The 26,096-nt window shown below is 61.1% G+C and carries 27 protein-coding genes; 13 read left to right on the top strand and 14 right to left on the bottom strand.

Annotated elements, in window-relative coordinates:
- Positions 1-26 precede the first annotated feature (26 nt).
- The 4 genes from LCU97_RS13620 to LCU97_RS13605 form a co-directional block, all read right to left on the bottom strand.
- The gene (locus LCU97_RS13620; RefSeq protein WP_053148309.1) at positions 27-1,232 is read right to left on the bottom strand and encodes an MFS transporter; all 1,206 of its coding nucleotides are present in this window, start codon (positions 1,230-1,232) and stop codon (positions 27-29) included.
- Positions 1,225-2,178: a diiron oxygenase gene (locus tag LCU97_RS13615; protein WP_053148307.1), complete on the bottom strand. Its 954-nt coding sequence runs from the start codon at positions 2,176-2,178 to the stop codon at positions 1,225-1,227. Before LCU97_RS13615 ends, LCU97_RS13620 begins: the two co-directional genes overlap by 8 nt.
- Positions 2,175-3,257: a SagB family peptide dehydrogenase gene (locus LCU97_RS13610; RefSeq protein ID WP_232776789.1), complete on the bottom strand. Its 1,083-nt coding sequence runs from the start codon at positions 3,255-3,257 to the stop codon at positions 2,175-2,177. The genes LCU97_RS13615 and LCU97_RS13610 overlap by 4 nt, the downstream gene beginning before the upstream one ends.
- A 430-nt stretch (positions 3,258-3,687) precedes the next feature.
- Positions 3,688-4,884, bottom strand: a complete 1,197-nt coding sequence (locus LCU97_RS13605; protein WP_232776786.1) for a class I SAM-dependent rRNA methyltransferase — start codon at positions 4,882-4,884, stop codon at positions 3,688-3,690.
- Between the two features lie 274 nt (positions 4,885-5,158).
- Between LCU97_RS13605 and LCU97_RS13600 the strand changes: the two genes are divergently transcribed.
- From LCU97_RS13600 to LCU97_RS13590, 3 genes are read left to right on the top strand one after another with little or no spacing between them, the layout of a single operon-like run.
- A complete protein-coding gene (locus tag LCU97_RS13600) occupies positions 5,159-6,028 on the top strand; it encodes an HDOD domain-containing protein (RefSeq protein WP_053148301.1) in 870 nt (289 codons plus the stop codon).
- Positions 6,029-6,067: 39 nt separating this feature from the next.
- Positions 6,068-6,880, top strand: a complete 813-nt coding sequence (mutM, locus tag LCU97_RS13595) for a bifunctional DNA-formamidopyrimidine glycosylase/DNA-(apurinic or apyrimidinic site) lyase (protein ID WP_053148299.1) — start codon at positions 6,068-6,070, stop codon at positions 6,878-6,880.
- Positions 6,881-6,934: 54 nt separating this feature from the next.
- On the top strand, positions 6,935-7,255 hold the full coding sequence (locus LCU97_RS13590; RefSeq protein WP_053148297.1) for a hypothetical protein: 321 nt from the start codon (positions 6,935-6,937) through the stop codon (positions 7,253-7,255).
- A gap of 159 nt (positions 7,256-7,414) precedes the next feature.
- On the opposite strand, the gene LCU97_RS13585 is transcribed toward LCU97_RS13590, so the two are convergent.
- From LCU97_RS13585 to LCU97_RS13565, 5 genes are all read right to left on the bottom strand, one after another.
- Positions 7,415-7,666 (bottom strand): YfhL family 4Fe-4S dicluster ferredoxin, encoded by a 252-nt coding sequence (locus tag LCU97_RS13585; protein ID WP_009683359.1) that lies wholly within the window; start codon positions 7,664-7,666, stop codon positions 7,415-7,417.
- Positions 7,667-7,811: 145 nt separating this feature from the next.
- Positions 7,812-8,291: a pantetheine-phosphate adenylyltransferase gene (coaD, locus tag LCU97_RS13580; RefSeq protein ID WP_053148295.1), complete on the bottom strand. Its 480-nt coding sequence runs from the start codon at positions 8,289-8,291 to the stop codon at positions 7,812-7,814.
- A 115-nt stretch (positions 8,292-8,406) separates the two neighbouring features.
- Positions 8,407-10,002: a GMC family oxidoreductase gene (locus LCU97_RS13575; RefSeq protein ID WP_232776783.1), complete on the bottom strand. Its 1,596-nt coding sequence runs from the start codon at positions 10,000-10,002 to the stop codon at positions 8,407-8,409.
- Positions 10,003-10,151: 149 nt separating this feature from the next.
- Complete coding sequence (locus LCU97_RS13570) at positions 10,152-10,685, bottom strand: hypothetical protein (protein WP_053148291.1); 534 nt, start codon at positions 10,683-10,685, stop codon at positions 10,152-10,154.
- Between the two features lie 27 nt (positions 10,686-10,712).
- Entirely contained in the window at positions 10,713-12,143 is a 1,431-nt protein-coding gene (locus LCU97_RS13565; RefSeq protein WP_232776780.1) for a coniferyl aldehyde dehydrogenase, read from the bottom strand.
- A 149-nt stretch (positions 12,144-12,292) separates the two neighbouring features.
- Here LCU97_RS13565 and LCU97_RS13560 point away from each other — a divergent pair, with 149 nt between their 5' ends.
- Together LCU97_RS13560 and LCU97_RS13555 are read left to right on the top strand one after the other, a co-directional pair.
- Complete coding sequence (locus LCU97_RS13560) at positions 12,293-12,964, top strand: TetR/AcrR family transcriptional regulator (protein ID WP_053148287.1); 672 nt, start codon at positions 12,293-12,295, stop codon at positions 12,962-12,964.
- Between the two features lie 34 nt (positions 12,965-12,998).
- Positions 12,999-13,853 carry a sulfurtransferase gene (locus LCU97_RS13555; protein WP_232776778.1) on the top strand — a complete coding sequence of 285 codons (855 nt, stop codon included), beginning with the start codon at positions 12,999-13,001 and terminating at the stop codon, positions 13,851-13,853.
- Positions 13,854-13,895: 42 nt separating this feature from the next.
- On the opposite strand, the gene LCU97_RS13550 is transcribed toward LCU97_RS13555, so the two are convergent.
- Genes LCU97_RS13550 through LCU97_RS13535 form a run of 4 tightly spaced genes read right to left on the bottom strand, consistent with a single transcriptional unit; the run spans position 13,896 to position 18,372 of the window.
- The gene (locus tag LCU97_RS13550; protein ID WP_232776775.1) at positions 13,896-14,891 is read right to left on the bottom strand and encodes a hydrolase; all 996 of its coding nucleotides are present in this window, start codon (positions 14,889-14,891) and stop codon (positions 13,896-13,898) included.
- A 31-nt stretch (positions 14,892-14,922) separates the two neighbouring features.
- Complete coding sequence (gene rsmD / locus LCU97_RS13545) at positions 14,923-15,534, bottom strand: 16S rRNA (guanine(966)-N(2))-methyltransferase RsmD (RefSeq protein WP_053148282.1); 612 nt, start codon at positions 15,532-15,534, stop codon at positions 14,923-14,925.
- Entirely contained in the window at positions 15,534-17,024 is a 1,491-nt protein-coding gene (locus LCU97_RS13540) for a M16 family metallopeptidase (protein ID WP_053148280.1), read from the bottom strand. The genes rsmD and LCU97_RS13540 overlap by 1 nt, the downstream gene beginning before the upstream one ends.
- The gene (locus LCU97_RS13535; RefSeq protein ID WP_053148278.1) at positions 17,017-18,372 is read right to left on the bottom strand and encodes a M16 family metallopeptidase; all 1,356 of its coding nucleotides are present in this window, start codon (positions 18,370-18,372) and stop codon (positions 17,017-17,019) included. Before LCU97_RS13535 ends, LCU97_RS13540 begins: the two co-directional genes overlap by 8 nt.
- 332 nt (positions 18,373-18,704) lie before the next feature.
- Between LCU97_RS13535 and ftsY the strand changes: the two genes are divergently transcribed.
- The 4 genes from ftsY (at position 18,705) to rpoH (ending at position 22,753) form a co-directional block, all read left to right on the top strand.
- Positions 18,705-20,102: a signal recognition particle-docking protein FtsY gene (gene ftsY / locus LCU97_RS13530; RefSeq protein WP_232776773.1), complete on the top strand. Its 1,398-nt coding sequence runs from the start codon at positions 18,705-18,707 to the stop codon at positions 20,100-20,102.
- Positions 20,099-20,770: a cell division ATP-binding protein FtsE gene (gene ftsE, locus LCU97_RS13525; RefSeq protein WP_053148274.1), complete on the top strand. Its 672-nt coding sequence runs from the start codon at positions 20,099-20,101 to the stop codon at positions 20,768-20,770. The genes ftsY and ftsE overlap by 4 nt, the downstream gene beginning before the upstream one ends.
- Positions 20,767-21,786, top strand: a complete 1,020-nt coding sequence (ftsX, locus tag LCU97_RS13520; protein WP_232776771.1) for a permease-like cell division protein FtsX — start codon at positions 20,767-20,769, stop codon at positions 21,784-21,786. The genes ftsE and ftsX overlap by 4 nt, the downstream gene beginning before the upstream one ends.
- 112 nt (positions 21,787-21,898) lie before the next feature.
- The gene (rpoH, locus tag LCU97_RS13515) at positions 21,899-22,753 is read left to right on the top strand and encodes an RNA polymerase sigma factor RpoH (RefSeq protein WP_053148269.1); all 855 of its coding nucleotides are present in this window, start codon (positions 21,899-21,901) and stop codon (positions 22,751-22,753) included.
- A 208-nt stretch (positions 22,754-22,961) separates the two neighbouring features.
- Here rpoH and mtgA read toward each other — a convergent pair whose 3' ends face one another.
- Positions 22,962-23,693 carry a monofunctional biosynthetic peptidoglycan transglycosylase gene (gene mtgA, locus LCU97_RS13510; RefSeq protein WP_053148268.1) on the bottom strand — a complete coding sequence of 244 codons (732 nt, stop codon included), beginning with the start codon at positions 23,691-23,693 and terminating at the stop codon, positions 22,962-22,964.
- 73 nt (positions 23,694-23,766) lie between these two features.
- Here mtgA and LCU97_RS13505 point away from each other — a divergent pair, with 73 nt between their 5' ends.
- The 4 genes from LCU97_RS13505 to trmB all read left to right on the top strand — a co-directional run bounded on the left by LCU97_RS13505 (position 23,767) and on the right by trmB (position 26,029).
- Positions 23,767-24,147, top strand: a complete 381-nt coding sequence (locus LCU97_RS13505; protein WP_053148266.1) for a DUF423 domain-containing protein — start codon at positions 23,767-23,769, stop codon at positions 24,145-24,147.
- A 97-nt stretch (positions 24,148-24,244) separates the two neighbouring features.
- Entirely contained in the window at positions 24,245-24,445 is a 201-nt protein-coding gene (gene thiS / locus LCU97_RS13500; RefSeq protein ID WP_053149652.1) for a sulfur carrier protein ThiS, read from the top strand.
- A gap of 54 nt (positions 24,446-24,499) precedes the next feature.
- Entirely contained in the window at positions 24,500-25,294 is a 795-nt protein-coding gene (locus tag LCU97_RS13495) for a thiazole synthase (protein ID WP_053148263.1), read from the top strand.
- A gap of 9 nt (positions 25,295-25,303) precedes the next feature.
- Positions 25,304-26,029 carry a tRNA (guanosine(46)-N7)-methyltransferase TrmB gene (trmB, locus tag LCU97_RS13490; protein WP_053148261.1) on the top strand — a complete coding sequence of 242 codons (726 nt, stop codon included), beginning with the start codon at positions 25,304-25,306 and terminating at the stop codon, positions 26,027-26,029.
- Positions 26,030-26,096 lie beyond the last annotated feature (67 nt).

The following is a 26,096-nucleotide window of genomic DNA, read 5'->3' as shown; positions in this document are numbered from 1 at the left end:
GCCGCGCGGAACGACAAGGGGGGCGTTCAACCGGGCAACAGAACTTTGTGGCGATGCCGGACCAGGCCATTGAGCGCCAGCCCCAGGAGGCTGAGCAATATCAGGCAAAGGGCCAACGTGGTTTGAAGGTCCAGCGGGGTGAGGCTGATCGTGGCGCTGGTCATCCCGCCGACGATGAAAATCAGTACGCTGCCGGCCGATGCCGACGTACCGGCCTGCTCGGGAAACAGGTTCATGGCCCGGGTGTGGGCGGCGGCGCGGGCAATGGTGGTTCCGGCGGTGCAAACAATCATGGGCAGCAGCAAGGTGGCGATGGACAGGCCCAACTGACTGGCGAGTCCGAACATCAGTATCCCCGCCGTCAGGATCAGACCCAGGCCGGAGACGATTTGTGTCTGCGAGTCGATCCGGTTGCTCAACACGGTTGCCATTGCTCCACCGCCAATATAGGCCAGGCCGTAGCCCAGCAGGGTCAGCGAAAATGCCTCGGGCGAAAGCTTCAACTGATCGATGAAAACCAGTGGCGAGATGACGATGAAGGAAAAGTGACAGGAAAAAGCCAGCGCAGAGGTCAGCCAATAGGCCATGAAGCTGAAGTCACTGCAGACCTTTCGATACGCCTCGATGAAGTTCAGGTGTTCCACAGGCGGGGCCGTCGCAGAGGACGGAAGTAAAAGACAGGCCCCTGTAAATGCCCCGATTGCCAGGGCGATGAATACCAGGAAGCTGCCCTGCCAGCCCATCCAGCTTTGCAGTCCGGTGCCGGCCAAGGGAGAAACCGAAATGAATATACCGCCGCAGGTCACCAGGAATATTCGCAGTCGTTGCTGTTCCCTTCCGTCAAAGAGGTCCTGGATCAAGGCTTGGGAAAGGACAAAACAGCCGCACCCCAGTGCCTGGACGACTCGGAAAAACAGAAAGAACCCGTAGCTATCGGCTATGACGCACCCGATCGCCCCCATCGCCGCGACCGTGATGCCAACCAGCAACAGGGCTTTGCGGCCCAGGGCGTCGGAGAGAGGGCCCACCAGCAGTTGCGAGAGGGCGATGCCCACCGCGAACAGACTGACGGACAGGGCGATGTCGGACGATGAGTGCCCGAAGTGCTCGGATAGCGCAGGGAACGAGGGCAGTACCACATCGATCGGGAACACGCCGAGCAAGGTCAGCGTGAGCAGTAAACCGACGGCGGCTGGCTTATGGGGGTGGGGTGTACGCCTGGTATCAGCCATTGATGAACCCCGCTTGGGTGAAAACCATCCGGTAGTGGTCGTTATCGAAGAAGCGTGCGTTGCTCATGGCGGTAAACGTCGATACCGCGCCGGAACGAACACGCTGGGCATGAGCACCTGGCTGCAGAAGAGCGGAAATGATCTGTCGTGAGGATTGTTCCTCGAAGCCGGCGCTGGCGAGGCTGCGCAACAGCCAGGGCTCGTCCGGCTCGAAATAGAGCCCGATGATACGCAGCAGCATCCCGGCGGCGAGGTCGCGTTGCGTGGCGTCCAGGGCTGACCACAGGTACTGGAACACCTGACTGAAGTAGCGGCTGTGGCGCGCCTCGTCTTCGAGGTGGTTCCTGAGCATCCGGTACACCGTGCAAACCAGGGTATGGCGGGTAACGGCGAGCAGCTCCCTGGCAATGATCGTTTCGGAAACGAACCCCAGCAGGAACCAGGCCAGGGGACGGTCCGTAGGGGAAGTGTCTTCGATCATGGCCAATAGCCGATTGATGCGCCTGGGCGGTTGGCGATCCTCGATACCGTAGAGGGCTGCGATCTGCTCGGCCATCTCATTGGAAAAAAGTGCGTGGTAGCCCTCGTCGGTATAAAGCTGCAGGGCCGCGGTTTTCATCTGTCGTGGGACAGGCACGGCCAGTTCACCATGCACGATGGTCTCGACCGAGCGATTGACGACCCGGTGTTCGAGCAACGTCGTGTAGTCGAGGAAGTACACCAGGTGATTAGCCGCCAGACGCTGGGCGACGGCGCGGCCTGCGTGGTGGACAAATGGATGTTCGACATAGGGAATGAAGGCTGGCGGAAACCAGTCCCGGGTTGAAAGTTGCTGCTCCAGGTCGTCGGGCAGACGGTAGTGATCCCGACGGGTGCGCACCGCAGCCTTGTTGTCCCAATCGCCCAAGGTGTAGCGCGGCAACTGCATGAAGGTGGCGCCGGTCATGACGCAGCATCCTGGCGTTCGATCAGGGCCATCAGCTCTTTGCAGTGCACCTGTCCGTCGCCATGGCCGCAGCCGACAAAAAACAGGGGTTGTTCGCAGGAGTCCTCGAGCCCCAGCAGCCGCTCGACCTCTTGGTCGCTCAGCGCCCCGGTCAGCCAGGTGTCTAGACCGAGGGCAGTAGCGACCATCAGGAACGTCTGGGAAACATGGCCCGTTTCGACGAAAGCCATGCGGTAGGCGCGGGAGTGCTCGTATTTCCACCAGAGCTTGTCGAAGCGCGAGGTGATGAACAACCCGAACGGCAAGGGGTTTATGAAGTGCTGGCCGCAAAGCATTCGACCCAAGGGCGCATCCGGCAGGGGGCCGATCAGGCTCAAGGCGTGTTCGTCAGGATGATAGGCATAGAGGCCCGGTGTCAGCCCGGTCACGTTGCGGACGTAAAGGTAACCCTCGCAGGCATTCAGGCCGCCCCCTGATGGGCTGCTGCGTCTGGCGCCCAATGATTCCGGACAGGCACCCTCACGGGCGCCCTGGCGTTCGTTCAGGTAACCCAGGGTCAGGTACAGCAGTGTGCTGACTTGCTCGATGGATACTGGCTGTTCGTGGAATGAACGCGACGTTTGTCGGTCGATCAGGGCTCGCGCCAGCGAAGCGTGCTGCAAGTCGGTCAGTAGAGGGGGCGACAGGGCCACTCGGGCGGCGGAATCATGTTTGATCCTGGCGGGAGGCCTGGGCGAAGACAGCACTTCGTCGCAATGTTGCAGATACAGGTTCGCCCATTCATTTACATCTTGAGGAATGTTTGCGTACGGAATGTTTTTCGTGCCGAGATGAAAGATTCTGGAGAGTTCATCCCACTTCCAATGAGCGGGCTCTCTTTCTTTTTCGATAATGATATCGGCCTTCAGAAGGTCCATGTCGATGGCGTTGTGAATATCGAATTTAGTGGGGGCTTGTATGAGTTCTGCAAGCCGTGTCGAGTAATCAAGTTCCAGTTCGAATTGAGTATGTTGTTCATAGTTCCAGACGACCTGATGGGGGGGGCGGGCAAGGATGAACAGGCAAGGGTTTATATGCATGGGGACTGATTCCGCTTATACGAAGGGCCAGGACAGGGCCAGGGCGCCGGCGTTCCCCGGCCCTGCTTCTACCCGCTTACGTACTTATTTGGCGACGGCTTTTGGAACAACCAGGCCGGCCAGGTTTGCGATTTTGTCAGCTTCCAGATTGATTGCTTTCATGATACAGCTCCTTTGTTTTTGATAAGTGTTGTGTTTCAGTGGAATCACTTTCGAAGTGACGCTTGAATAATTGATTTTTAATGAATGATTGGCAAGCGGATATTGAGTAGGAAAGCTCCAGTAATAATGTGGGAGAGTTCGTACAGAATTTATGGGTGTCGTTATTAACGACGGCATAAAATGATTTTTCAGACAAAAAAATCGCAGCCTGGGCTGCGATTGGAATGTGCGCGAGTGCGGAGCCGAAGCGTCGGCCCCGTCGTGAAACTCAACTGTTGGGCAACAGCCGGCAGATGATGCTCTTGATGTAGCGGGTTTCGGCAATGGCAGGGTGTACCGGGTGGTCTGGTCCCTGGCCGCCGCGTTCAAGCAGCTGGATGTTGCGGTCCAAATGGCGGGCACTGGTCAGCAGGATGTTCTGCAGATCATCCTCAGGCAGGTGCATCGAGCACGAAGCGCTGACCAGGATGCCGTCCTTGGTGAGCAGGCGCATGGCTTGTTCGTTGAGGCGGCGATAGGCGCCTTCGCCGTTCTTGAGGTCTTTCTTGCGCTTGATGAAGGCCGGAGGGTCGGCGACGATCACGTCGAAACGTTCTTCACTGGCCTTGAGCTCCTTCAGGGCTTCGAACACGTCGCCTTCGATGCAGGTCAGCTTCTCGGCGAAGCCATTAAGTGCCGCGTTGCGCTCGACACCGTCGAGGGCGAAGCCCGAAGCGTCGACGCAGAACACTTCACTGGCGCCGAATGCCGCGGCTTGCACGCCCCACCCGCCAATGTAGCTGAACAGGTCCAGCACGCGTTTGCCCTTGGCATAGGGCGCCAAGCGTGCGCGATTCATGCGGTGATCGTAGAACCAGCCGGTTTTCTGGCCTTCCATGACCGGCGCTTCGAATTTCACGCCGTTCTCTTCCAGGGCTACCCATTCAGGCACCAGGCCGAAGACCGTTTCGACGTAGCGTTCCAGGCCCTCGGCGTCACGGGCGGCGGAATCGTTCTTGAACAGGATGCCGCTGGGCTTGAGCACCTGGGTAAGAGCGGCGATAACGTCGTCTTTGTGAGCTTCCATGACGGCAGATGCGATCTGTACCACGAGGATGTCGCCGAAGCGGTCGACTACCAGGCCCGGCAACAGATCCGAATCGCCGTAGACCAGACGATAGAACGGTTTGTCGAACAACCGCTCACGCAGGGACAGCGCCACGTTGAGGCGGTGTACCAGCAGGGATTTGTCCAGTGGCAACTTCGCATCGCGCGACAGCAGGCGTGCGCAGATGAGGTTGTTCGGGCTCATTGCGACAACGCCCAACGGTTTGCCACCGGCGGCCTCGAGGATCGCCTGGTCGCCGGCCTTGAAACCGTGCAGCGGCGTGGCGGCTACGTCGATTTCGTTACTGTAGACCCACAGATGACCGGCGCGCAGGCGGCGGTCGGCATTGGCTTTGAGGCGCAGGCTGGGCAGGGACATGAGGTCGCTCCGGAAAAAAAGAGCGGGAGTATACCGCGTCGCGGTGACAGGCGGGCTCGGTGGGCGATGAAACGCGGGGGACGTCCTCCTCCTGACAAGCCTTGCTCCCACAGGGGGGCGTGTCAGGGCTCCGGGCAAAATTTCCTCAAGCCGGGCAGGTGAGCGGCCGAACTAGGGGAGTGCCTGAGTGAAAGTTTTCCCGATCCGCCCCGGCGGCGTGTCGGACCCGTCCTTAAGGGTTAGAATCCCCGCCTGTCCCAGAGTATGTGCAGCCATGTCCAAAGAGCTTTCCGCCGAACAGATCCAACAAGCCCTGCAAGGCATCAGCGTTCCGCCCCAGCCGCAGATCATGGTGGATCTGCAGATGGAGCAGTACATGCCCGACCCGGACCTGGAGACCATCGCCAAGCTGATTTCCCATGACCCCGGTCTTTCCGGGGCCTTGTTGAAAATCGTCAACTCGCCGTATTACGGTTTGCGTAACAAGATCACCTCGATCCAGCGCGCTGTGAATCTATTGGGCAGTCGCTCGATCATCAACCTGATCAACGCGCAATCGATCAAGGGCGAGTTGCACGACGACACCATTGTCACCCTTAACCGTTTCTGGGATACGGCCCAGGATGTGGCAATGACCTGCCTGACCCTGGCCAAGCGGGTCGGCCTGGAGAATGGCGACGAAGCCTATGCCCTGGGGTTGTTCCATGATTGCGGCGTGCCCTTGATGCTCAAGCAGTTCCCCAATTACATGAGCGTGCTGGAGGAGGCATATGCCAGTGCCAGTGCCGACTGCCGGGTAGTGGACACCGAGAACCGTTTGTTCAATACCAACCATGCGGTGGTCGGTTACTACACCTCCAAGTCATGGCGCTTGCCGGACCACGTCAGCCAGGCCATCGCCAACCACCATAACGCCCTGGCGATTTTCAGCGACGAGTCTTCACGCAACAACAGTCAACTGAAAAACTTGCTGGCGATCCTGAAGATGTCCGAACACATCTGTGCGTCATACCGGGTGCTGGGCAACCAGGCCGAGGACCACGAATGGGCGTGTGTCGGCGAGCTGGTGCTCGATTACATCGGCTTGTCGGAATATGACTTCCAGACTCAGAAACAGGAAATCCGCGACCTTGCCACTCGCTGAAACCCGATAGCACCGAACATCGCTCATTTAGAGAACGCCATGCCAGAACTGCCGGAAGTCGAAACCACCCGTCGCGGGATTGCGCCACACCTTGAAGGACAGCGGGTTAGCCGCGTGATTGTGCGTGACCGTCGCCTGCGCTGGCCGATTCCGGAAGACCTCGATGTGCGGCTATCGGGCCAGCGGATCGTGCAAGTGGAGCGGCGCGCCAAGTACCTGCTGATCAATGCCCAGGTGGGCACATTGATCAGCCACCTGGGCATGTCCGGCAATCTGCGTTTGGTGGAGGTGGGGATGCCGGCTGGCAAGCACGAGCATGTGGACATCGAGCTGGAGTCCGGCCTGGCCTTGCGCTACACCGATCCTCGACGTTTCGGGGCGATGCTTTGGAGCCTTGATCCGCTCAACCACGAACTGCTGATCCGCCTCGGGCCGGAGCCGCTGACCGATCTGTTCGATGGCGAACGCCTGTTCCAGCTTTCCCGTGGACGTTCCATGGCGGTCAAGCCGTTCATCATGGATAACGCGGTGGTGGTAGGCGTGGGCAACATTTATGCAACCGAAGCGCTGTTCGCCGCCGGGATCGATCCGCGCCGGGAGGCCGGGGGTATTTCCCGGGTCCGGTATCTGAAACTGGCCATCGAGATCAAGCGCATCCTTGCCCATGCCATCGAACGCGGCGGCACCACGTTGCGGGACTTTATCGGGGGCGATGGCCAGCCCGGGTATTTCCAGCAGGAACTGTTCGTGTATGGCCGGGGCGGTGAGCTGTGCAAGGTTTGTGGAACGGGGCTGCGGGAAATTCGGCTGGGCCAGCGTGCGAGTGTCTGGTGTCCCCGCTGTCAGAGGTGATTCCTCCTACGGTCTATAGTCAGTAGTCATACTGTCTAGCCGAAGGACCGACCCATGAATCTGCTTCGCCCCGTCGTTCTTGCGCTGCTGCTGAGTGTCGGTTTGCCTGCGCTGGCGAACACCGGCAGCGGTGATCCGCGCTACACCATCCAGAATCCGCCGGCCTACGCCATGATCGGCGATCTGCTGATCGCCCGCCCGCTCCTGCTCGCCGCCACCGTGATCGGGGCCGGTGCATTCGTGGTGTCGTTGCCCTTTACCGCGCTGGGTGGTGGGGTTGGCGATGCGGGGAAGGCATTGGTTGTGGACCCGGCCAAGGCCACGTTCGTGCGGTGTCTGGGGTGTATTGGAGAGGGGTTTGAGCGGCAGGAGTGAAGGCCATTGGCTTCGTGGTATGGCTGATGGCCTCATCGCGAGCAGGCTCGCTCCCACAGGAGAGCTGCTCAGGACACAATTTTTGCAGACACTGCAGATCCCTGTGGGAGCAAGCCTGCTCGCGATAGGGCCAATACAGGCGCTACAGAACCTTCTGGCTCAAGCCTTGCCCGTAATCCTGCGGTACTTGGCCATCAACTGCTCTTCGGTTTCCGGATGGGCTTCGTCCAGTGGGATGCAATCCACCGGGCAGACCTGTTGGCACTGGGGTTCGTCGTAATGGCCGACGCACTGGGTGCACAGATTCGGATCGATAACGTAGATCTCTTCGCCTTGGGAAATCGCTTCGTTCGGGCACTCGGGTTCGCAGACGTCGCAGTTGATGCAATCGTCGGTGATGATCAGGGACATGCAAGCTCCTGCCGGGGAGTTGGGCCCGGGCATCTGAAAACGGATGTGCTCAATTGTGCCGCATTGGCGGGCTCAGTGCACGCGGGCGCGATAGACTGCACCATGGGGCAAGGATGCGGCTGCGAAGCGGGTCGCAGCCGGCGGGCTACTTCTTGAAGCGCTGAGTCAGCGCATCGGCAACGACCGGGTGGACGAATTTGCTGATATCGCCGCCCAGGGCTGCAATTTCCCGCACCAGAGTCGACGAAATGAACGAGTAGCGCTCCGACGGCGTCAGGAAAAGACTTTCCACGTCAGGCGCCAACTGACGGTTCATGTTGGCCAGCTGGAATTCGTATTCGAAATCCGAGACGGCACGTAGCCCACGCAGGAACACGTTGGCGTTCTTTTCCTTGGCGAATTGCGCCAGCAGGGTCGAGAAGCCGACCACTTCCACGTTGGGCAGGTGCCTGGTGACCTCGCGGGCCAGTTCCACGCGTTGTTCCAGGGGGAACAGCGGGTTTTTCTTCGGGCTGGCGGCGACGGCAATGATCACATGATCGAACAGGCGCGAGGCGCGTTCGACCAGATCGCCATGGCCCTTGGTAATAGGGTCGAAGGTACCTGGGTACAACACTCGGTTCATCGCGTCGTCCTGGCGGGAGTCCGTTGGGGAGTCGGATGGTATCGCAGCCTACTCGGTCGGCCAAGTCGGCTGTGGGATAAGAAAGCACTATAGACGGTACGAATCATCCGGGTATTCATGAGTTTTTTAGCCGTTCGGCCAGCGAATTCGCCAGTTGTGCCGTCAGGCCATACACCGATAACTGCGGATTGGCGCCAATGCTGGTGGGGAACAGCGAACCGTCGTGGATCGACAGGTTACTCAGTTGATGATGACGGCCAAGACTGTCGGTCACGGCCATTCTGGGATCTTCCCCCATGGCACAACCGCCCATGACATGCGCGCTGCTCAGGCGGGTGCGGAACAAGGAAAGGTCCAATTCATCGATCAGCGTCCGGGCTTCGGCCAGGGTTTTTACGTAACGCGCATCGCTGTGCACCGGCATGACCGCCCGGGCGCCTGCGGCGAACTGGATTTCGGCCATGCTGTGGAACGCCCGTCGCACACCGTCCCATGCGTAGGGCGATACCGGATAATCGAGCACCGGCGTGCCGTCGCTGCGCAATTCAACGCTGCCGCCACGGCTGTCCGGATGAAAACCGTCACGCAGCAAGGCCAGCATCGCATGGGTGTGAGGCAGTTGCGCCATATACCCGGCATTCTCCTGGCCGAAGCCGCCCAGCAACGTGGCGGCAAGAGCGGGATGCAAGGGAGGGACCTCAAGCTTGTAGGACATTTTTCCGGTGGTCCCGTCCTGCCATTGGAAATGATCCGAATAGACCGACTGCGGCGCCCCGTAGAACGGATTGATGACGTCGTCGAACTGCCCGACCGAGATGTTCACCAAATGCAGGAAGGTACGCTTGCCCAAGCGCTGGTGTGGGTCTGGTGCATCGGAGCGCAACAGCAAGGCCGGGCTGTTGATGCCACCGCCGGCCAGTACGTAGTGCCGCGCCTTGACGGTAATGCGCCGCCCGGTCGGCGCCACGCAGCGTTCGTCCATTGCCACGCATTGCAGATCGACAACCGCATCATTGCGTAGGGTCAGGCGTTCAGCCCGCGCCAGGTAAAGCAACGCGCCCCCCTTGTCCAGCGTGGCCGGAATGGTCGTCACCAGCATGGACTGCTTGGCATTGGTGGGGCAGCCCATGCCGCAATAACCCAGGTTCCAGCAGCCCCGCACGTTGCGCGGGATGACGTGCCAATCGTAGCCCAGCCGTTCACAGCCTTTGCGGATCACGTCATTGTTGGCATTGGGCGGAATCAACCATGGCGCCACGCCCAGGCGCTGCTCCATGCGCTCGAACCAGGGGGCCATTTCGGCGGGACTGTGCCCCTTGACGCTGTGTGCCGAGGCCCAGTGATCCAAGGTCTGGTCCGGTGTGCGAAAGCTGGACGTCCAGTTGATCAAGGTCGTGCCGCCCACCGCCCGCCCTTGAAGAATGGTGATGGCCCCATCCTTGCTCATGCGCCCGAGGCCTTCCTGGTACAAGCTCGTGTAGGCTCGATCCTCGAGCAACTTGAAGTCGCTGCTGGTCTTGAGCGGGCCTTCCTCGATCAGCAGGACCTTGTAGCCGGCGGCACTGAGGATTTCCGCCGTGGTGCCGCCGCCCGCGCCGCTGCCGATAATCGCCACATCCGCTTCCAGGACCAGGTCCTGGGTCAACTGCGCGCCGTTGTAGGTGGTCCAGCCGCGGGCCATGCCTTCGCGGAACGGGTCGGGTACGGGCATTTCAGATTCTCTTGTCGTTTAGGGATTTTCGCCGACTCCCTTTGCGGAACCGGGCTTGCTCGCGAATGCGGCGGATCAGCAATATTGAGATTGACTGACACACTGCTTTCGCGAGCAAGCCCGCTCCTACAGGGTGTTTGCCTGAATTTTCAAACGGTAGGCGGTCCCGGATAGCCGCAGTGGGCCCAGGCCTCGGGCGTGCTGTACCAGGCCATCATCACCATTTGCAGCAAGGAGGCGTGGCCCTGGCGCAGCAGGTCCAGGGAGCTGTTTTCCCACCGATCGAGAAACTGGCGGATGTCATCGGCGCTGGCGTTTTCCCACGCGCCCCAGACGCCGGTGAGTGGCCCTCGGGTGATGCCCAGCGTGAGCACGTCGAACAGTTGGTGGACGAGTTTGAGCATGGCCGGGGAAAGATGAGCCAGGCCGGTGTCCAGGCTTTGCAGGGTGGCAGTCGTAGCGGCGGGCAGTTGCTCAACGGCCACCGCTCCGTCCAGCATCACAGGGATAACGGCACGCAGAAATGGCAGATCGCTGCCGCGCACGGCCGTCAGGCCCTGGCCCGGTTGGCTTGGCGAGCAACCGGCGAGGCCAACGGCACTCAGGAAAAGGCTGGCGCCGACGCTGAATTTCAGCAGGCCGCGCCGTGACAGGGCGGGTGTATCGGTCAGGCTTGGGTTCATTATTGTTATTACCTGGCAAGACGCGCTTTAGCGGATGAACAGCTTCTGGATCAATTTCTGAAGCGGTCTGCCGTAAGGCGGGTAAATCAACCTGGCGGCGTTGAAGCGCTGTTTGGTCAGCACGCCCTTGGCCTTGCTGAAGGTCAGGAAACCCTCATGTCCGTGGTAATGCCCCATCCCCGAGGCGCCGATGCCGCCGAATGGCAGGTCATCCTGGGCCACATGCAGCAGTGTGTCGTTCAGACAGACGCCGCCGGAATGGGTCTCGTTGAGTACGCGGTTCTGTTCGGCCTTGTTGTAGCCGAAATAGTAGAGCGCCAACGGACGCGGCCGCTGATTGATGTAGGCAAACGCCTGGTCCAGGTGCTCATAGGGCACGATGGGTAGCAGCGGGCCGAAGATCTCGTCCTGCATGACGGTCATGTCGTCGCTGACATTGAGCAACAGGCTGTGGGCCATGCGCCGCCCCTGGCCCTGGTCGAACAGCTCGATCAGCAAACCACCCTTGCTGGTGGCATCGCTGATGTAGCCATTGAGCCGTGCAAGCTGTCGTTCGTTGATGATAGCGGTGTAGTCCGGGTTATCAGTCAGGGTCGGATAAAACCCACGAACCGCTTCGCGATACGCCTCGACGAATTCACCTACTCGGTTCTGCGGCACCAATACGTAGTCCGGTGCGACGCAGGTTTGTCCAGCGTTGAGCATCTTGCCGAAGGCAATGCGTTCGGCGGCGTCCTTCAAGGGGACGTCGGTGGATACGATGGCCGGTGATTTGCCGCCCAGTTCGAGGGTCACGGGGGTCAGGTTGTCGGCGGCGGCACGCATCACATGCCGGCCGATGCTGGTGGCGCCGGTGAACAGCAGGTGATCGAACGGCAACCTGGAAAATGCCACGCCGACGTCAGCCTCGCCGAGCACTACGCACACCAAGTCCTGGGGGAACACCCGGGCCAGCAATTGCTTGAGCAGTAACCCGGTCGCCGGCGTCGCCTCGCTGAGCTTGAGCATCACCCGGTTGCCCGCCGACAGCGCTCCGACCAACGGTCCGATAGCCAGAAACAGGGGGTAATTCCAGGGCACGATGATCCCGACCACGCCCAATGGCTGATACACCACTTTGGCCGAGGCGGGCTGGAAGGCCATGCCTACCTTGCGTCGGGAAGGTTTCATCCAACCCTGAAGATGCCGGCTCGCATAATGGATGCCATGCAGGCTTGGCATCAGCTCCGCCAGCAGCGTTTCGTCGGCGCTACGGTGGCTGAAATCCTGACTGATGGCGTCGATCAAGGCCTGTCGTTCGTCGCTCAATATCTGCCGCAGTGCCTTGAGCCACTGTCGGCGTTGGGCGGCGGTTGGCAAGGGATGAGCGGCGTAGGCCTGGCGCTGGGCATCGAAGAGCGGCTGCAGCTCATCCAGGTTCTGTTGGGATTCGTGCAGAAAAGCGATGTCGGCAGACATTGGCAGGCCCCGGTTATTATTAGAGTGGGTGTTTTTTAGAGCTTATGCTCTAAAAAGTCAAATGACATCCATGACGGCTTTGGGTTTGTCCCGGAGACGATAGATCGTAAGATGCCGTTCAATGCCTTCGTCAAAGTAAAGCCCAAGCCATGGCCACACGAATGAAAACCAGCGAGCGCATCGTGCAAAACAGCCTCGAGCTGTTCAACCAGCAGGGCGAGCGCAGCGTCAGCACCAATCACATTGCCGCCCACATGGACATGTCCCCTGGCAATCTCTATTACCACTTCCCTAACAAGCAGGCGATCATCGCCGTGCTGTTCAGCGAATACGAAAACCTGGTGGACAGTTTCCTGCGACCGCCCCAGGGCCGGGCGGCTACGGTGGAGGACAAGCGTTTCTACCTGCAGGAACTGCTGTCGGCGATGTGGAGCTACCGCTTCCTGCATCGGGACCTTGAACACCTGCTCGACAGCGATCCGGACCTTGCCGCCCGCTATCGTCGGTTTTCCCAGCGCTGCCTGATCCACGGCACTGCTATCTATGAAGGTTTCGTCGCCGCCGGCATCCTGAAGATGGACCGGGTACAGATCGAGTCCCTGACGCTCAACGCCTGGATCATCCTCACCTCGTGGGTGCGGTTTCTGTGTACCACGCGAGAAAACTCCAGCCATTTGAGCGAACAGGCCATCAAGCGCGGGGTGTACCAGGTACTCGTGCTGGAGGCCGGCTTCGTGACCGATGAGGCGCGCGAAGCGGTGGACGCACTGTTCAAGGAATATTATGTCCCCTTGGCCCAGACTCTGGAGGAAGGGCAGTAGGATTCGGACCCGATTCAGTCAAAGGAGCTTCAGCATGCCCATCGCGCAACTCATCAGCCCTCAAGCCCTTGAGCAAAGGAGGACACAGCCCGGTTTGGTGATTCTGGACTGTCGCTTTGCCCTGGAGGATCCGGATTACGGTCAGCGCAGTTACGCCGAGGGTCATATCGCCGGGGCTTCGTTCGCGGACCTCGAACGGGACCTGAGCGGCCCGGTGACCAAGGGCGTGACCGGGCGTCATCCGTTGCCGGAGCCTGGCGCCTTGATCGAGCGCCTCCAGGCCTGGGGCATCAATCACGACAGCGATATCGTGCTGTATGACGACGGCCCCGGCGCCTACGCCGCTCGGGCCTGGTGGCTGCTGGTCTGGCTGGGCAAGCGCGATGGTCTCTACATTCTCAACGGTGGGCTCAAGGCCTGGCATGCCGCCGGTTTGCCCCTGAGCCTTGATCCACCCGCTGTTCAGCGCGGGGCCTTCAGCGGTTCACCGGACGCGGCCCTGCTGCTCAGTGCCCGAGAGCTTGAGCAACGCCTCGGTCGCTCGGACATGACCTTGCTGGACGCCCGGGCGTTGCCGCGATTCAAGGGTGAGGTCGAACCAATCGATCCGGTGGCCGGCCACATTCCGGGGGCGCAGTGCGCGGCGTTCACTGACAACCTGGGCGGTGATGGACGCTTCCTGCCGGCGGATCGGCTCAAGGAACGTTTCGCTGAAAAACTCGGCGGGCGTTCACCGACCGAGCTGGTGGCTTATTGCGGCTCCGGTGTGACGGCATGCCACAACCTGTTCGCCTTATGCCTGGCGGGGTACCCGTTAGGGCGGTTATACGCCGGCTCGTGGAGCGAATGGATCAATGATCCGCAGCGTAGTGTGGCGACGGGGGAATAGCAGCTGAGCCCAGGACCAATATGGGAGCGAACCGAGTATCGATCATAGGCCCAGGCTGGCCAACCACTGGGGTATGCGCCGCTCCAGGTAATACCCGGGGTTGCGCAGGGTCCCCTCGACAAACCCCACATGCCCGCCCTGGGCATGCAACTCAAGTCGTGTGGAAGCTGACAATTCGCCGGGCTCAGGCACGCTGTGGGGAAAGACGAAAGGATCGTCGGCGGCCTGGATGACCAGGGTCGGTGTGCGGATCCCATCCATGAAATACCGGCTGGAGGCGCGGCGGTAGTAATCCGACGCGTCGGAAAAGCCATGCAGGGGGGCTGTCACCCGGCCGTCGAAGTCCCAGAACGTGCGCATGTTTTCCAGGGAGCCCAATGCCGACAGCGCTGCCAACCCTTCGTGGCGCCCGTCGTGCTTGAACTGGCGTTGTTTGTTGCGCACATAGGCGACCAGTTCCCGCATGAAGTGCGCCTGATAAAACCTGGAAAAGCCCTGACCGATGCGGTCGGCGCACTGGTCAAGGCGAAACGGCACGGAAACCGCCACCGCTCCCAGCAACTGGCTGTCACTGCCGGTCTCTCCCAGGTGCTTGAGCAGCACATTGCCCCCCAGCGAATAGCCCACCGCAAACAGTGGCGCCAATGGCCGTCGAGCTCGCACATGGACGATAGCGGCGGCGAGGTCTTCGCTGACACCCGAGTGATAGCTGCGAGGCAGCAGGTTCGGCTCGCCAGAGCAGCCACGCCAGTTCAGCGCGACACTGGCCCACCCCAGACGTCCGAGGGCCTGTTGCAGCCCGGCCACGTAAGGCGAGTTGGAAGAGCCGGTCAGCCCGTGAAGCACCAGTACCAGTGGTACCTCGGCCCTGTGGGGGCCATGCCAGTCGAGGTCGAGGAAGTCGCCGTCCTCCAGCCACAGGCGTTCACGTTGGCGATCGATAGGGAGGGTCTTGCGCCATAACGGTCCCCACAAGGTTTGCAGGTGCGGGTTGCCCAAGCCCGGAGCCGGGACGAATCGTTCTGATGCGGCAGACATTATTGTTGTTCTCGATGCAGCGACCGTCCGTTCAGCCAACGGCAACGGCCATGCGTTGCCACAACGCGTAATACACCCGCCCGGACTTCTGCTCGCGATGCAAGCGCCAGTTCCCCGGCAAGCCGAGGGTGGATGGAGCGGTCTCGCTTTCAGTGTAGACCCAGGCATCCTCGGCCAGCCAATGGCGTTCTTCGAGCAAGGCGCACACCGTCGGCAGCAGGTTCTGGTTGAACGGCGGGTCGAGGAACACCAGGTCGAATGGCGTAGCCGGTTGGCTTTCCAGATAACGTAATGCGTCGGCCGTCTGTACCTGACCGACGGTGCAGCGCAGGGTGCCCAGGTGCTCTTTCAGGCTAGAGACGGCCAGGCTGCTGGCGTCCAGCGCCTGGCCCATGGCCGCGCCGCGGGACAGCGCTTCGAGGAACAAGGCGCCGCTGCCGGCGAATGGATCCAACACCCGGGCGCCTGGCACATAAGGCGCCAGCCAGTTGAACAGGGTTTCGCGTACCCGGTCCGGTGTCGGACGCAAGCCTGGCGCGTCTGGAAAGCTCAGCCGTCTGCTGCGCCACTCCCCGCCGATGATACGTAGCTGGTTGATCCCGTTATGGACGGGTTTCTTGCTGGAATTCGATGGGCGGGCCATTAGTGCTCCGGAACCCCGAGCGGTTGCTCGGTGGGTTTGTCTGTGGGGGCTGGCAGCGGTTTTTGCGGCACGGTCGGGCCGGCGGTGACGATGACCATTTTGTCGATGCTCAGATGCCTGTTCAACGCTGCCTTGACCTGCTCGACCGTCAGTACCTGGGACTGGCGCATGAAGTCTTCGAGGTAACTTGGTGGCAGATCATAGAAGCCCATGGCGCCGAGCTGGCCGACGATATCCGCGTTGCTGGCCGTGGACAGCGGGAAACTGCCGGCCAGTTCACGCTTGGCATCGTCGAGTTCTTTCTGGGTGGGGCCGTCCCTGAGGTAATCGGCAAACACGTCCTGGACCAGTTTCAGCGTGCCTTCGCTCATCTCGGCACGGGTCTGCAGATTGATCATGAACGGGCCACGACCCTGCATCGGCGTAAAGCCGGAGTACACACCGTAGGTCAGGCCGCGTTTTTCCCGCACCTCGGTCATCAGCCGCGTGCCGAATCCGCCACCACCGAGGATCTGGTTGCCCAGGGACACGGCGGCATAGTCCGGATCGTCACGGTCGATGCCCAGCTGCGCGAGCATCAGGTTGGTCTGTTTGGACGGGAATTCAATATGGGTGGTGCTCGCCTTCGGTTCCACCGGCGACGGTGTTTTCGCCAGGGCAGGGCCTTTTGGCAAGCTGGCAGACACCTGGCTGGCAATCGCTTCGGCTTCGGCGCGGGACAGGTCCCCCACGAGGGCAATCACAGCGTTGCCGGCGGCATAGGCCCTGGCGTGAAACGCACGGGCCTGGGCCAGCGTGATCGGTGGAATGCTTTCGGCGGTGCCGTCGCTGGAGTGGGCGTACGGGTGATCGCCGTAGAGACGCTTCATCAGTTCCAGGCCCGCCAGTTTGCCGGGGTTTTGCTTCTGATACTCGAAACCGGCCAGCAGCTGGTTCTTGATGCGTTCGAAGGAGTCGGTGGGGAAAGTCGGTTTGCCGACCACTTCGGCGAACAGCTTCAGGGCCGGCTCCCGCTTGTCCTTTGCACTGAGGCTGCGCAGCGACACCAGGGCCATGTCCCGGTGGGCGCCATTGCCGAAGTCCGCGCCCAGGCTTTCGAAGCCTTGTGCAATGGCACTGACATCCTTGCCGGCCACGCCTTCGTTGAGCATGGCGTTGGTCAGCGTCGCCAGGCCAGGCGCATCGCCATCCTGGCTGCTGCCGGCAGCGAACGTCACGCGCAGGTCGAACATCGGCAATTCCCGGGCTTCGACGAACAATACCTTGGCACCGTCGGCGGTTTTCCAGGTCTGTACGTCAAGCTGGCGTCGGCTGGGTGCCTTGCCATCGAGTTCGGACAGGGATTGCAGTTTGTTACCGGACCTGGCCTTGTCCAATGCCTGGCTGGCGTCCGTACTGCTCGATGGTGACAGATAAAAGGCCAGGGCGCCGACCAGGGCGATCGACACCAGGCCGATCAGCAGCAGGCGGGATGGTTTGCGCTCACTCATGAGCTTTCTCCTCGGGCAGGACGTGCGCGACGCTCAGGCGCGAGCGGGTGAAATACAGCTGGGCTGCCTTCTGGATATCTTGCGGGGTCACGCTTTGCAGTTCGGCAAGTTCGGTGTCCATCAGCTTCCAGGACAAACCGACGGTTTCCAGCTGGCCCATGGCGGTGGCCTGGCTGGTAATCGAATCGCGCTCGTACACCAGGCCGGCAATGACCTGGGCACGGACGCGTTCCAGTTCGTCGTCGGTCGGTGGGGTGGTTTTCAGTTGTTCAAGCAAGCGCCACAAGCCTGCTTCGGCCTGGGCGAGGGTCTTGTTCTTCTGGGTATTGGGGGTCGCCGACAAAGAGAACAGCGTGTCGCCCCGGGTGTAGGCGTCGTAGCTCGACGAGCCGCCGGAGACCAGCTCTTCGCCGCGCTCCAACTGGGTCGGGATCCGCCCGCTGTAGCCGCCGTCCAACAGCGCCGAAATCAGCCGCAACGCGTTGACCGAGCGTTTGTCGGTTGCTGTGGCGATGCCGGGTACATTGAACGCCATCATTACGCTGGGCAGTTGGGTCTGCACGTGCAGGGTGATCTGGCGCTCGCCGGGTTCGCCCAGCTCCAGGGGGATTTTCGCCACAGGGACGTCGCGCCGTGCAATCGGGCCGAAATAACGCTGGGCCAGTGACTTGACCTCATCCGGTGTCACGTCGCCGACCACCACCAGGGTCGCGTTGTTCGGGGCGTACCAGGACTCATACCAGTGACGCAGTTCCTCGACCTTCATCCGGTCCAGATCGGCCATCCAGCCGATGGTCGGCGTGTGGTAGCCGCTGGCCGGGTAAGCCATGGCCTTGAAGCGCTCATAAGCCTTGGACATCGGCTTGTCGTCGGTGCGCATGCGACGTTCTTCCTTGATGACCTCGATTTCGCGGCTGAACTCCTCCGGTGGCAGGCGCAGGCTGGCCATCCGATCGGCTTCCAGTTCGAAGGCCACGCCCAGGCGATCGCGGGCCAGCACCTGGTAATACGCGGTGAAGTCATCGCTGGTGAACGCGTTCTCTTCGGCCCCCAGGTCTCGCAGGATCAGCGAGGCTTCGCCTGGTCCGACTTTTTCACTGCCCTTGAACATCATGTGCTCCAGGGCGTGGGACAAACCGGTCTGCCCCGGTGTCTCGTAACTGGAGCCGACCTTGTACCAGACCTGGGATACCACCACCGGCGCCCGGTGATCTTCGCGCACCACGACCTTCAGGCCGTTGTCCAGGGTGAATTCATGAGTGGGTTGTGGATCGGCAGCCAAGGCTGAAAAGGGCAGGCAGACTGCGCTGAGCAGCAGGCCTGCGGCGCGGCGGGCGAGAGCATTCATTCGTGTTTAAACCTGTTGGGTTGCCCGCCATGTCTTAGCGTCGGCGGGCGAGAGGGTGCTAGGATACTGGTCCGTTTTACTGGCGGCCACGCCTATCGGGCCTTTTGTCGGGTAGACGTACCGATAAAGTGTCGGTTTGGCTCGTTGATCGCGGCGTTTTCGCCGACGATGCCTTGCCAGTCCTTCGAAAAATCAAGGTCGAGGTGTTCCAGGAACACTTGGACAAAATGTTGCGCGTGAACAAGCTGGATGAAACGCAGTCTGTTCAGCATCGAATATTGATCACCGAGGCGCCCTTGTGGCGCGTCGCTACCGTGAGATAGCCGTCCTCCATGTTTGGTTCCAACGACGACAAGAAGACCCCAGCTGCGGCTGGCGAGAAAAAAGGCCTGTTCGGATGGCTGCGCAAGAAGCCGCAGGAAACCGTCGTCGAACAACCGCAACCCGAGCCTGCCGCCGAGGCAGTGGTCGAAGACGCCGCGCCCATCGTTCTGCCATTGGCCGAGCCGGTGCTGCAACCGGTCGAGCCTCAGACCGAGCCCGCTGCCGAACCGGTGGCCGAACTGCCGCTGACGCCCCCCGCCGGGCAAACGCCCTGGTTGACCCTGCCGGTGGCGGAGGAGCCGGTAGGGCTGGTGGAAGATGTGCAGGCACCCCATATTACGCCACCGATCCCGGCCCCGGTCGTGGAGCCGGTCGCCGAAGCGCCCGCTGCCTCCCTGCCAGATCCGGAGTCGGTTCCCGCTCTGTCCGAGGCGCCGGTCCTCGACGAGCCGACGCCCGCCTCCGAGCCAGGCAAGGTCGGCTTTTTCGCCCGCCTCAAGCAGGGTCTGTCCAAGACCAGCGCCAGTATCGGCGAAGGCATGGCCAGCCTGTTCCTGGGCAAAAAAGTCATCGACGACGAATTGCTGGATGACATCGAAACCCGACTGTTGACCGCCGACGTCGGCGTCGAGGCGACGTCGCTGATCATTCAGAACCTGACTCAGAAAGTCGCCCGCAAACAGCTGACCGATGCCGACGCGTTGTACAAGTCCCTGCAAGGCGAGCTGGGCAACCTGCTCAAGCCGGTGGAACGACCATTGGTGATCGCTGCGCAGAACAAGCCGTTCGTGATTCTGGTGGTGGGCGTCAACGGCGCCGGCAAGACCACCACCATTGGCAAACTGGCGAAGAAGCTGCAGCTGGAAGGCAAGAAGGTCATGCTCGCTGCCGGCGATACCTTCCGTGCCGCCGCGGTCGAGCAGTTGCAGGTATGGGGCGAGCGCAACAGAATTCCGGTGATCGCCCAGCACACCGGCGCCGACTCCGCTTCGGTGATCTTCGACGCCGTACAGGCCGCCAAGGCCCGTGGCATCGATGTTCTGATCGCCGACACGGCCGGTCGCCTGCACACCAAAGACAACCTGATGGAAGAACTGAAAAAGGTTCGACGGGTCATCGGCAAGCTCGATGCCGACGCGCCCCATGAGGTGCTGCTGGTGCTGGACGCGGGCACTGGCCAGAACGCCATCAACCAGGCCAAGCAATTCAACCAGACCGTCGAACTGACAGGTCTGGCCCTGACCAAGCTCGACGGCACCGCCAAGGGCGGGGTGATCTTCGCCCTGGCCAAGCAATTTGGCCTGCCTATCCGCTACATCGGCGTGGGCGAAGGCATCGACGATTTGCGCACCTTTGAAGCCGAGCCCTTTGTCCAGGCACTGTTTGCCGAGCGGGAGCATTCATGATTCGTTTCGAACAGGTCGGTAAACGCTACCCGAACGGTCACGTCGGCTTGCATGAACTGAGCTTTCGGGTGCGTCGGGGTGAGTTTCTGTTTGTCACCGGCCATTCCGGCGCCGGTAAAAGTACCTTGCTGCGCCTGCTGCTGGCGATGGAACGACCCACCAGTGGCAAGCTGCTGCTGGCCGGTCAGGATCTGAGCACCATCAGCAATGCCCAGATTCCTTTCCTGCGACGGCAGATCGGCGTGGTATTCCAGAACCACCAATTGCTGTTCGACCGCACCGTGTTCAATAACGTGGCCTTGCCGCTGCAGATCCTGGGGTTGTCCAAGGCCGAGATCAGCAAGCGTGTGGATTCGGCCCTGGAACGCGTGGCCTTGTCGGACAAGGCCGAGCTATACCCCGGCGACCTGTCCACCGGCCAGCAACAGCGCGTCGGCATCGCCCGCGCCATCGTACACCGCCCGGCCTTGTTGCTGGCGGACGAACCCACCGGTAACCTCGACCCGCGTCTGGCGGCGGAAATCATGGGCGTATTCGAAGACATCAACCGTTTGGGCACCAGTGTGCTGATCGCCAGTCACGACCTGGCCCTGATCGCGCGCATGCGTCATCGCATGCTGACCTTGCAGCGTGGCCGCCTGATCGGTGACGGGGAGGCTGGCGTATGAGCGCAACCCGCAGCCCCAAAGTGGCCGAACGCGTGGCTCCGAAAGCCTCCGAGCCTCAGCCGAAAAAGAAAAAGCACGATGACGACGGTCCGGACTTCGCCACGTTGCTGCATGCCTGGATCGAAAGTCATCGCGCCAGCCTGCTCGACAGCCTTCGCCGCCTGGGCAAGCAGCCGATTGGCAGTTTCTTTACCTGCATGGTCATGGCGGTCGCCCTGAGCCTGCCGATGGGCCTGTCATTATTGCTCAGCAACGTGGAGCGTCTCGGGGGCTCCTGGCAGCGCGCGGCGCAGATTTCCCTTTACCTGCAACTGGAGGCGACGCCGGCCGAGGGCGAGGCGTTGCGCGAGCAGATCAAGGCCATGCCGGGCGTCGCCGATGCCGAATATATTGGCCGCGAACAGGCATTGGAGGAGTTCCAGCAGCAATCCGGCCTGGGCGAAGCGCTCAGGGAACTGCCGGAGAACCCGCTGCCGGGTGTGGTCCTGGTGACGCCGAAGGAGGTCGATAAGCCGACCCTTGAAGCATTAAGACAAAGACTTTCCGAACTTCCGAAGGTACAACAGGCGCAACTTGATCTAGTCTGGGTCGAGCGTCTTGCGGCAATCCTCAAGCTCGGCGACCGGTTTGTCTTCGGTCTGACGGTGCTTCTGGTTTCTGCATTACTTTTGGTGATAGGCAATACCATTCGTCTTCATATTGAAAACCGCCGCACCGAGATAGAAGTGATTAAACTCGTCGGCGGCACGGACAGTTATGTGCGCAGGCCCTTCCTCTATATGGGCGCGCTGTATGGCTTCGGTGCCGGGATCCTGTCCTGGGGCGTATTGGCGTTCGGTCTGGACTGGCTGAACGATGCGGTGGTGGGACTGGCCGGTTTGTACGGCAGTGATTTCGCGTTGGCCGGAGTGCCGGTCGCCGACGGTCTGTCGCTCTTGCTTGGCGCGGTGCTGTTGGGTTATATCGGTGCATGGATTGCGGTCGCACGCCACTTGCGTGAGCTTGCGCCAAAATAGTGTTTTTTGCGCGTATTGACCTTTCGGTTTTTGTGGGAACTAGTTTTAGAGTTCCAGGTCAATTTTCGCAGTGCTGAACTGCACGAGTTATGTGAGTCGGAGGTTTTTTCGTATGACCACTTCTTTGCAACCTGCGTATGCTCTGGTCCCGGGTGCGAACCTGGAGGCCTATGTGCATACGGTGAACAGCATCCCTTTGCTGACACCCGAGCAGGAGCGTGAACTGGCCGAGAGTCTCTACTATGAGCAGGATCTTGAGGCGGCTCGGCAAATGGTGCTCGCCCACCTGCGTTTTGTCGTACATATTGCCCGCAGCTATTCCGGCTACGGGCTGGCCCAGGCCGACCTGATCCAGGAAGGCAACGTTGGCCTGATGAAGGCGGTCAAGCGTTTCAATCCGGAAATGGGCGTGCGGCTGGTGTCGTTCGCGGTTCACTGGATCAAGGCGGAAATCCACGAGTTCATCCTGCGCAACTGGCGCATCGTGAAAGTCGCGACCACCAAGGCCCAGCGCAAGCTGTTCTTCAACCTGCGCAGCCAGAAGAAGCGTCTGGCCTGGCTGAACAACGACGAAGTCAATCGCGTGGCCGAAAGCCTGGGTGTCGAGCCTCGGGAAGTGCGCGAGATGGAAAGCCGGTTGACCGGCCAGGACATGGCCTTCGACCCGGCTGCCGAAGCGGACGACGACAGTGCCTTCCAATCGCCGGCCAACTACCTGGAAGACCACCGGTACGACCCGGCGCGTCAACTGGAAGACGCCGACTGGAGCGATAACTCCAACACCAACCTGCACGAAGCCCTGGAAGTGCTGGACGAGCGTAGCCGCGATATTCTCTACCAGCGCTGGCTGGCCGAGGAAAAAGCCACGCTGCACGACCTGGCGCAGAAGTACAACGTGTCGGCCGAGCGGATTCGCCAGCTTGAGAAAAGCGCGATGAACAAGCTCAAGGTGTCGATTGCGGCCTGACTTGCAGTAATGACAAAAAAACGCCCCGATCAGTGATGATCGGGGCGTTTTTGTTCGTGCCCGACATTTGAATCCACCGCCGACCCTGTGGGAGCGAGCCTGCTCGCGATAGCGATAGGTCAGTGGCATCAATGTGTCAGATACACCGCTATCGCGAGCAGGCTCGCTCCCACAAGGAATCTTCCATAAAGACTCTATGGCGTTGTGGCTACTGGGCCCAAGGTGCCCGGCGTGCATGGTTCAGCCCCAGCAGATAGCTGTCCCCACCCAACTGGCTCATCTGTTGGCGGATCCAGCTCGCCCGCCGCAACACATAAGGGCTAGGTCGACTGGCGCTCCATTTACGGGGATTGGGCAAGACCGCCGCCAGCAGGCTCGCCTGTTGGCGGGACAGCGCATCGGCGCCGACGCGGAAATGATGTCGCGCTGCGGCTTCGGCGCCGAACACGCCGCTATCCCACTCGACACTGTTGAGGTACACCTCGAGGATCCGCTGCTTGGGCCAGAACACCTCGATCAGAGCGGTGAACCACGCTTCCAGCCCCTTGCGCAGCCAGCTGCGACCCGACCACAGGAACAGGTTCTTGGACACTTGCTGGCTGAGGGTGCTGGCACCGCGAATCGAACCGCCGCGCCCGTTGTGGGCAAATGCGGCCTGAATCGCGCTGATGTCGAAACCCCAGTGTTCAGGGAATTTCTGGTCCTCGCCGGCAATGACCGCGACCTTGAGGCTGTCGGAAATCTGATCCCAGGGTTGCCAGGTGCGCTGCAGGTCAATCGGTTCCCCGCCAAACCAGGATTCGACCTTGCGTTCGATCATCAGCGCGGTGAACGGTGGCGGCACCACGCGAAACAACAGCACCAGCACAACGCTGCCGATGGCGAACCAGAGCGAGGCTTTAACGAATCGTCGAAACAGTGAACGCAGTGAACGCAGCATAGGGATGGCTTGGCCGAACCGGTCGAGCGGGCCATTATACAGACCCTGCCCACCGAGTCTGACTGGAGTTCTCATGCTGCGTAACTTTCTGATGCTGGCCGCTTTCTTCGGCTTCACAGGCGTGGCGCTGGGGGCATTTGCCGCCCATGGCCTGAAAAATCGCCTCAGCGCCGAGTACCTGGCGATTTTCCACACCGGGGTCACTTATCAACTGGTGCATACGCTGGCACTGCTGGGCGTTGCGCTGCTGGCAACGCATATTCCGGGTCGGATCGTGACCTGGGCCGGGTTGTCATTCGTGATCGGCATCGTCCTGTTCTCCGGCAGCCTGTACCTGCTCACCCTGACGGGTATCAGCAAGCTCGGCATCATCACCCCGTTCGGTGGCGTAGCGTTCCTGATCGGCTGGCTCTGCCTGGGGCTTGCGGCCTGGCGCCTCCAACTTGCCGCTTGAATCCTGCCGCTTGCAGGGCTCCCTGACCAAGGGACTTGGGTCGCCCTGACGGATCGGGCTAGAATGCCAGCCCCTAAAAATGATGGCGGCATGCGGCATGCGCATTCAGTTGAACGGCGAACCCTTTGAACTGCCCGACGGTGAAACCGTTGCGGCCCTGCTGACCCGTCTGGATCTTGCCGGACGTCGCGTCGCGGTGGAGCTCAATCTGGATATCGTCCCGCGCAGCCAGCATGCCGACACCACGCTGAACGACGGTGACAGCGTCGAAGTGGTCCACGCCATCGGCGGCGGCTGATCACGGCGGCTTCACAGCATTTCGCAAGAACCTCACCCCTACAGAGGATTTCCCATGAGCATCGTTCGTAGCGACAAGCCCTTCGTTCTGGCCGGTCGTACCTACCAGTCGCGCTTGCTGGTAGGCACCGGCAAGTACCGCGACATGGAAGAAACCCGCCTGGCCATCGAGGCCTCGGGCGCCGAAATCGTCACCGTCGCCGTACGCCGGACCAACATCGGCCAGAACCCGGGCGAGCCGAACCTGCTGGATATCCTGCCGCCGGATCGCTACACCATCCTGCCCAACACCGCCGGCTGCTTCGATGCCGTCGAAGCCGTGCGTACCTGCCGCCTGGCCCGTGAGCTGCTCGATGGCCACAACCTGGTGAAGCTGGAAGTGCTGGCGGACCAGAAAACACTGTTCCCCAATGTGATCGAAACCCTCAAGGCCGCCGAAACCCTGGTCAAGGAAGGTTTCGACGTGATGGTGTACACCAGCGATGACCCGATCATTGCGCGTCAACTGGCGGAAATCGGCTGCATCGCGGTCATGCCGCTGGCTGGCCTGATCGGCACGGGGCTGGGCATCTGCAATCCTTACAACCTGCAGATCATCCTCGAAGAAGCCAGGATTCCAGTGTTGGTGGATGCCGGTGTCGGCACCGCCTCCGACGCCACCATCGCCATGGAGCTGGGTTGCGAAGCCGTGTTGATGAACTCCGCCATCGCCCACGCCCAGCAACCGGTGCTGATGGCCGAAGCCATGAAACACGCCATTGTGGCCGGCCGCCTGGCTTATCTGGCCGGCCGCATGCCGAAAAAACTTTACGCCAGCGCCTCCTCGCCGCTGGATGGTCTGATCAAGTAAGAGTTATTGATGACTGAATCGAACGACACGCCGGTCCTGCCGGAAGAAGGCGAAGAGCGCCAGCACCGCCGTATCAAGAGTTTCGTGATGCGCGCCGGGCGCATGACCGAAGGCCAGCAGCGTGGCCTGGAGCAGGGCGCACCGCTGTTCGTCCTGCCGCTGGCCGATGGGCCGGTGGATTTCGACCAGGTATTCGGCCGCTCGGCCCCGCGCTCGCTGGAAATCGGCTTTGGCATGGGTCATTCGCTGCTGGAAATGGCCGCTGCCTCGCCTGACCAGGATTTCATCGGCGTGGAAGTGCACCGGCCCGGTGTCGGCGCGCTGCTGAACGGCGTGCTCACCCAGGGGCTGACCAACCTGCGGGTCTACGATTGCGACGCCATCGAAGTGCTCAACCGTTGTGTGGCCGATAACAGCCTCGACCGGCTGATGCTGTTCTTTCCAGACCCTTGGCACAAGAGCCGTCACCACAAGCGCCGTATCGTCCAGGCGTCATTCGCCGAGCTGGTACGCAGCAAGTTGAAGGTCGGCGGTGTGTTGCACATGGCCACCGACTGGGAACCCTATGCCGAGTACATGCTGGAAGTCATGAACGTCGCGCCGGGTTACCGCAACCTGGCCGAAGACGGCAAATACATCCCGCGTCCGGCCGAGCGGCCGATCACCAAGTTCGAACGCCGGGGCGAAAAGCTCGGGCATGGGGTTTGGGATTTGAAGTTCGAGAAGTTGGCGTAAGCCATACGCTGTACCCAATGTGGGAGCGGGCTGTGGGAGTAAGGCTTGCCCGCGATAGCCGCGCCTC

This window comes from Pseudomonas uvaldensis, from assembly GCF_021271205.1.
In the GTDB taxonomy this organism is placed as follows: domain Bacteria; phylum Pseudomonadota; class Gammaproteobacteria; order Pseudomonadales; family Pseudomonadaceae; genus Aquipseudomonas; species Aquipseudomonas uvaldensis.
This window is presented reverse-complemented; position numbering and strand designations above follow the sequence as displayed.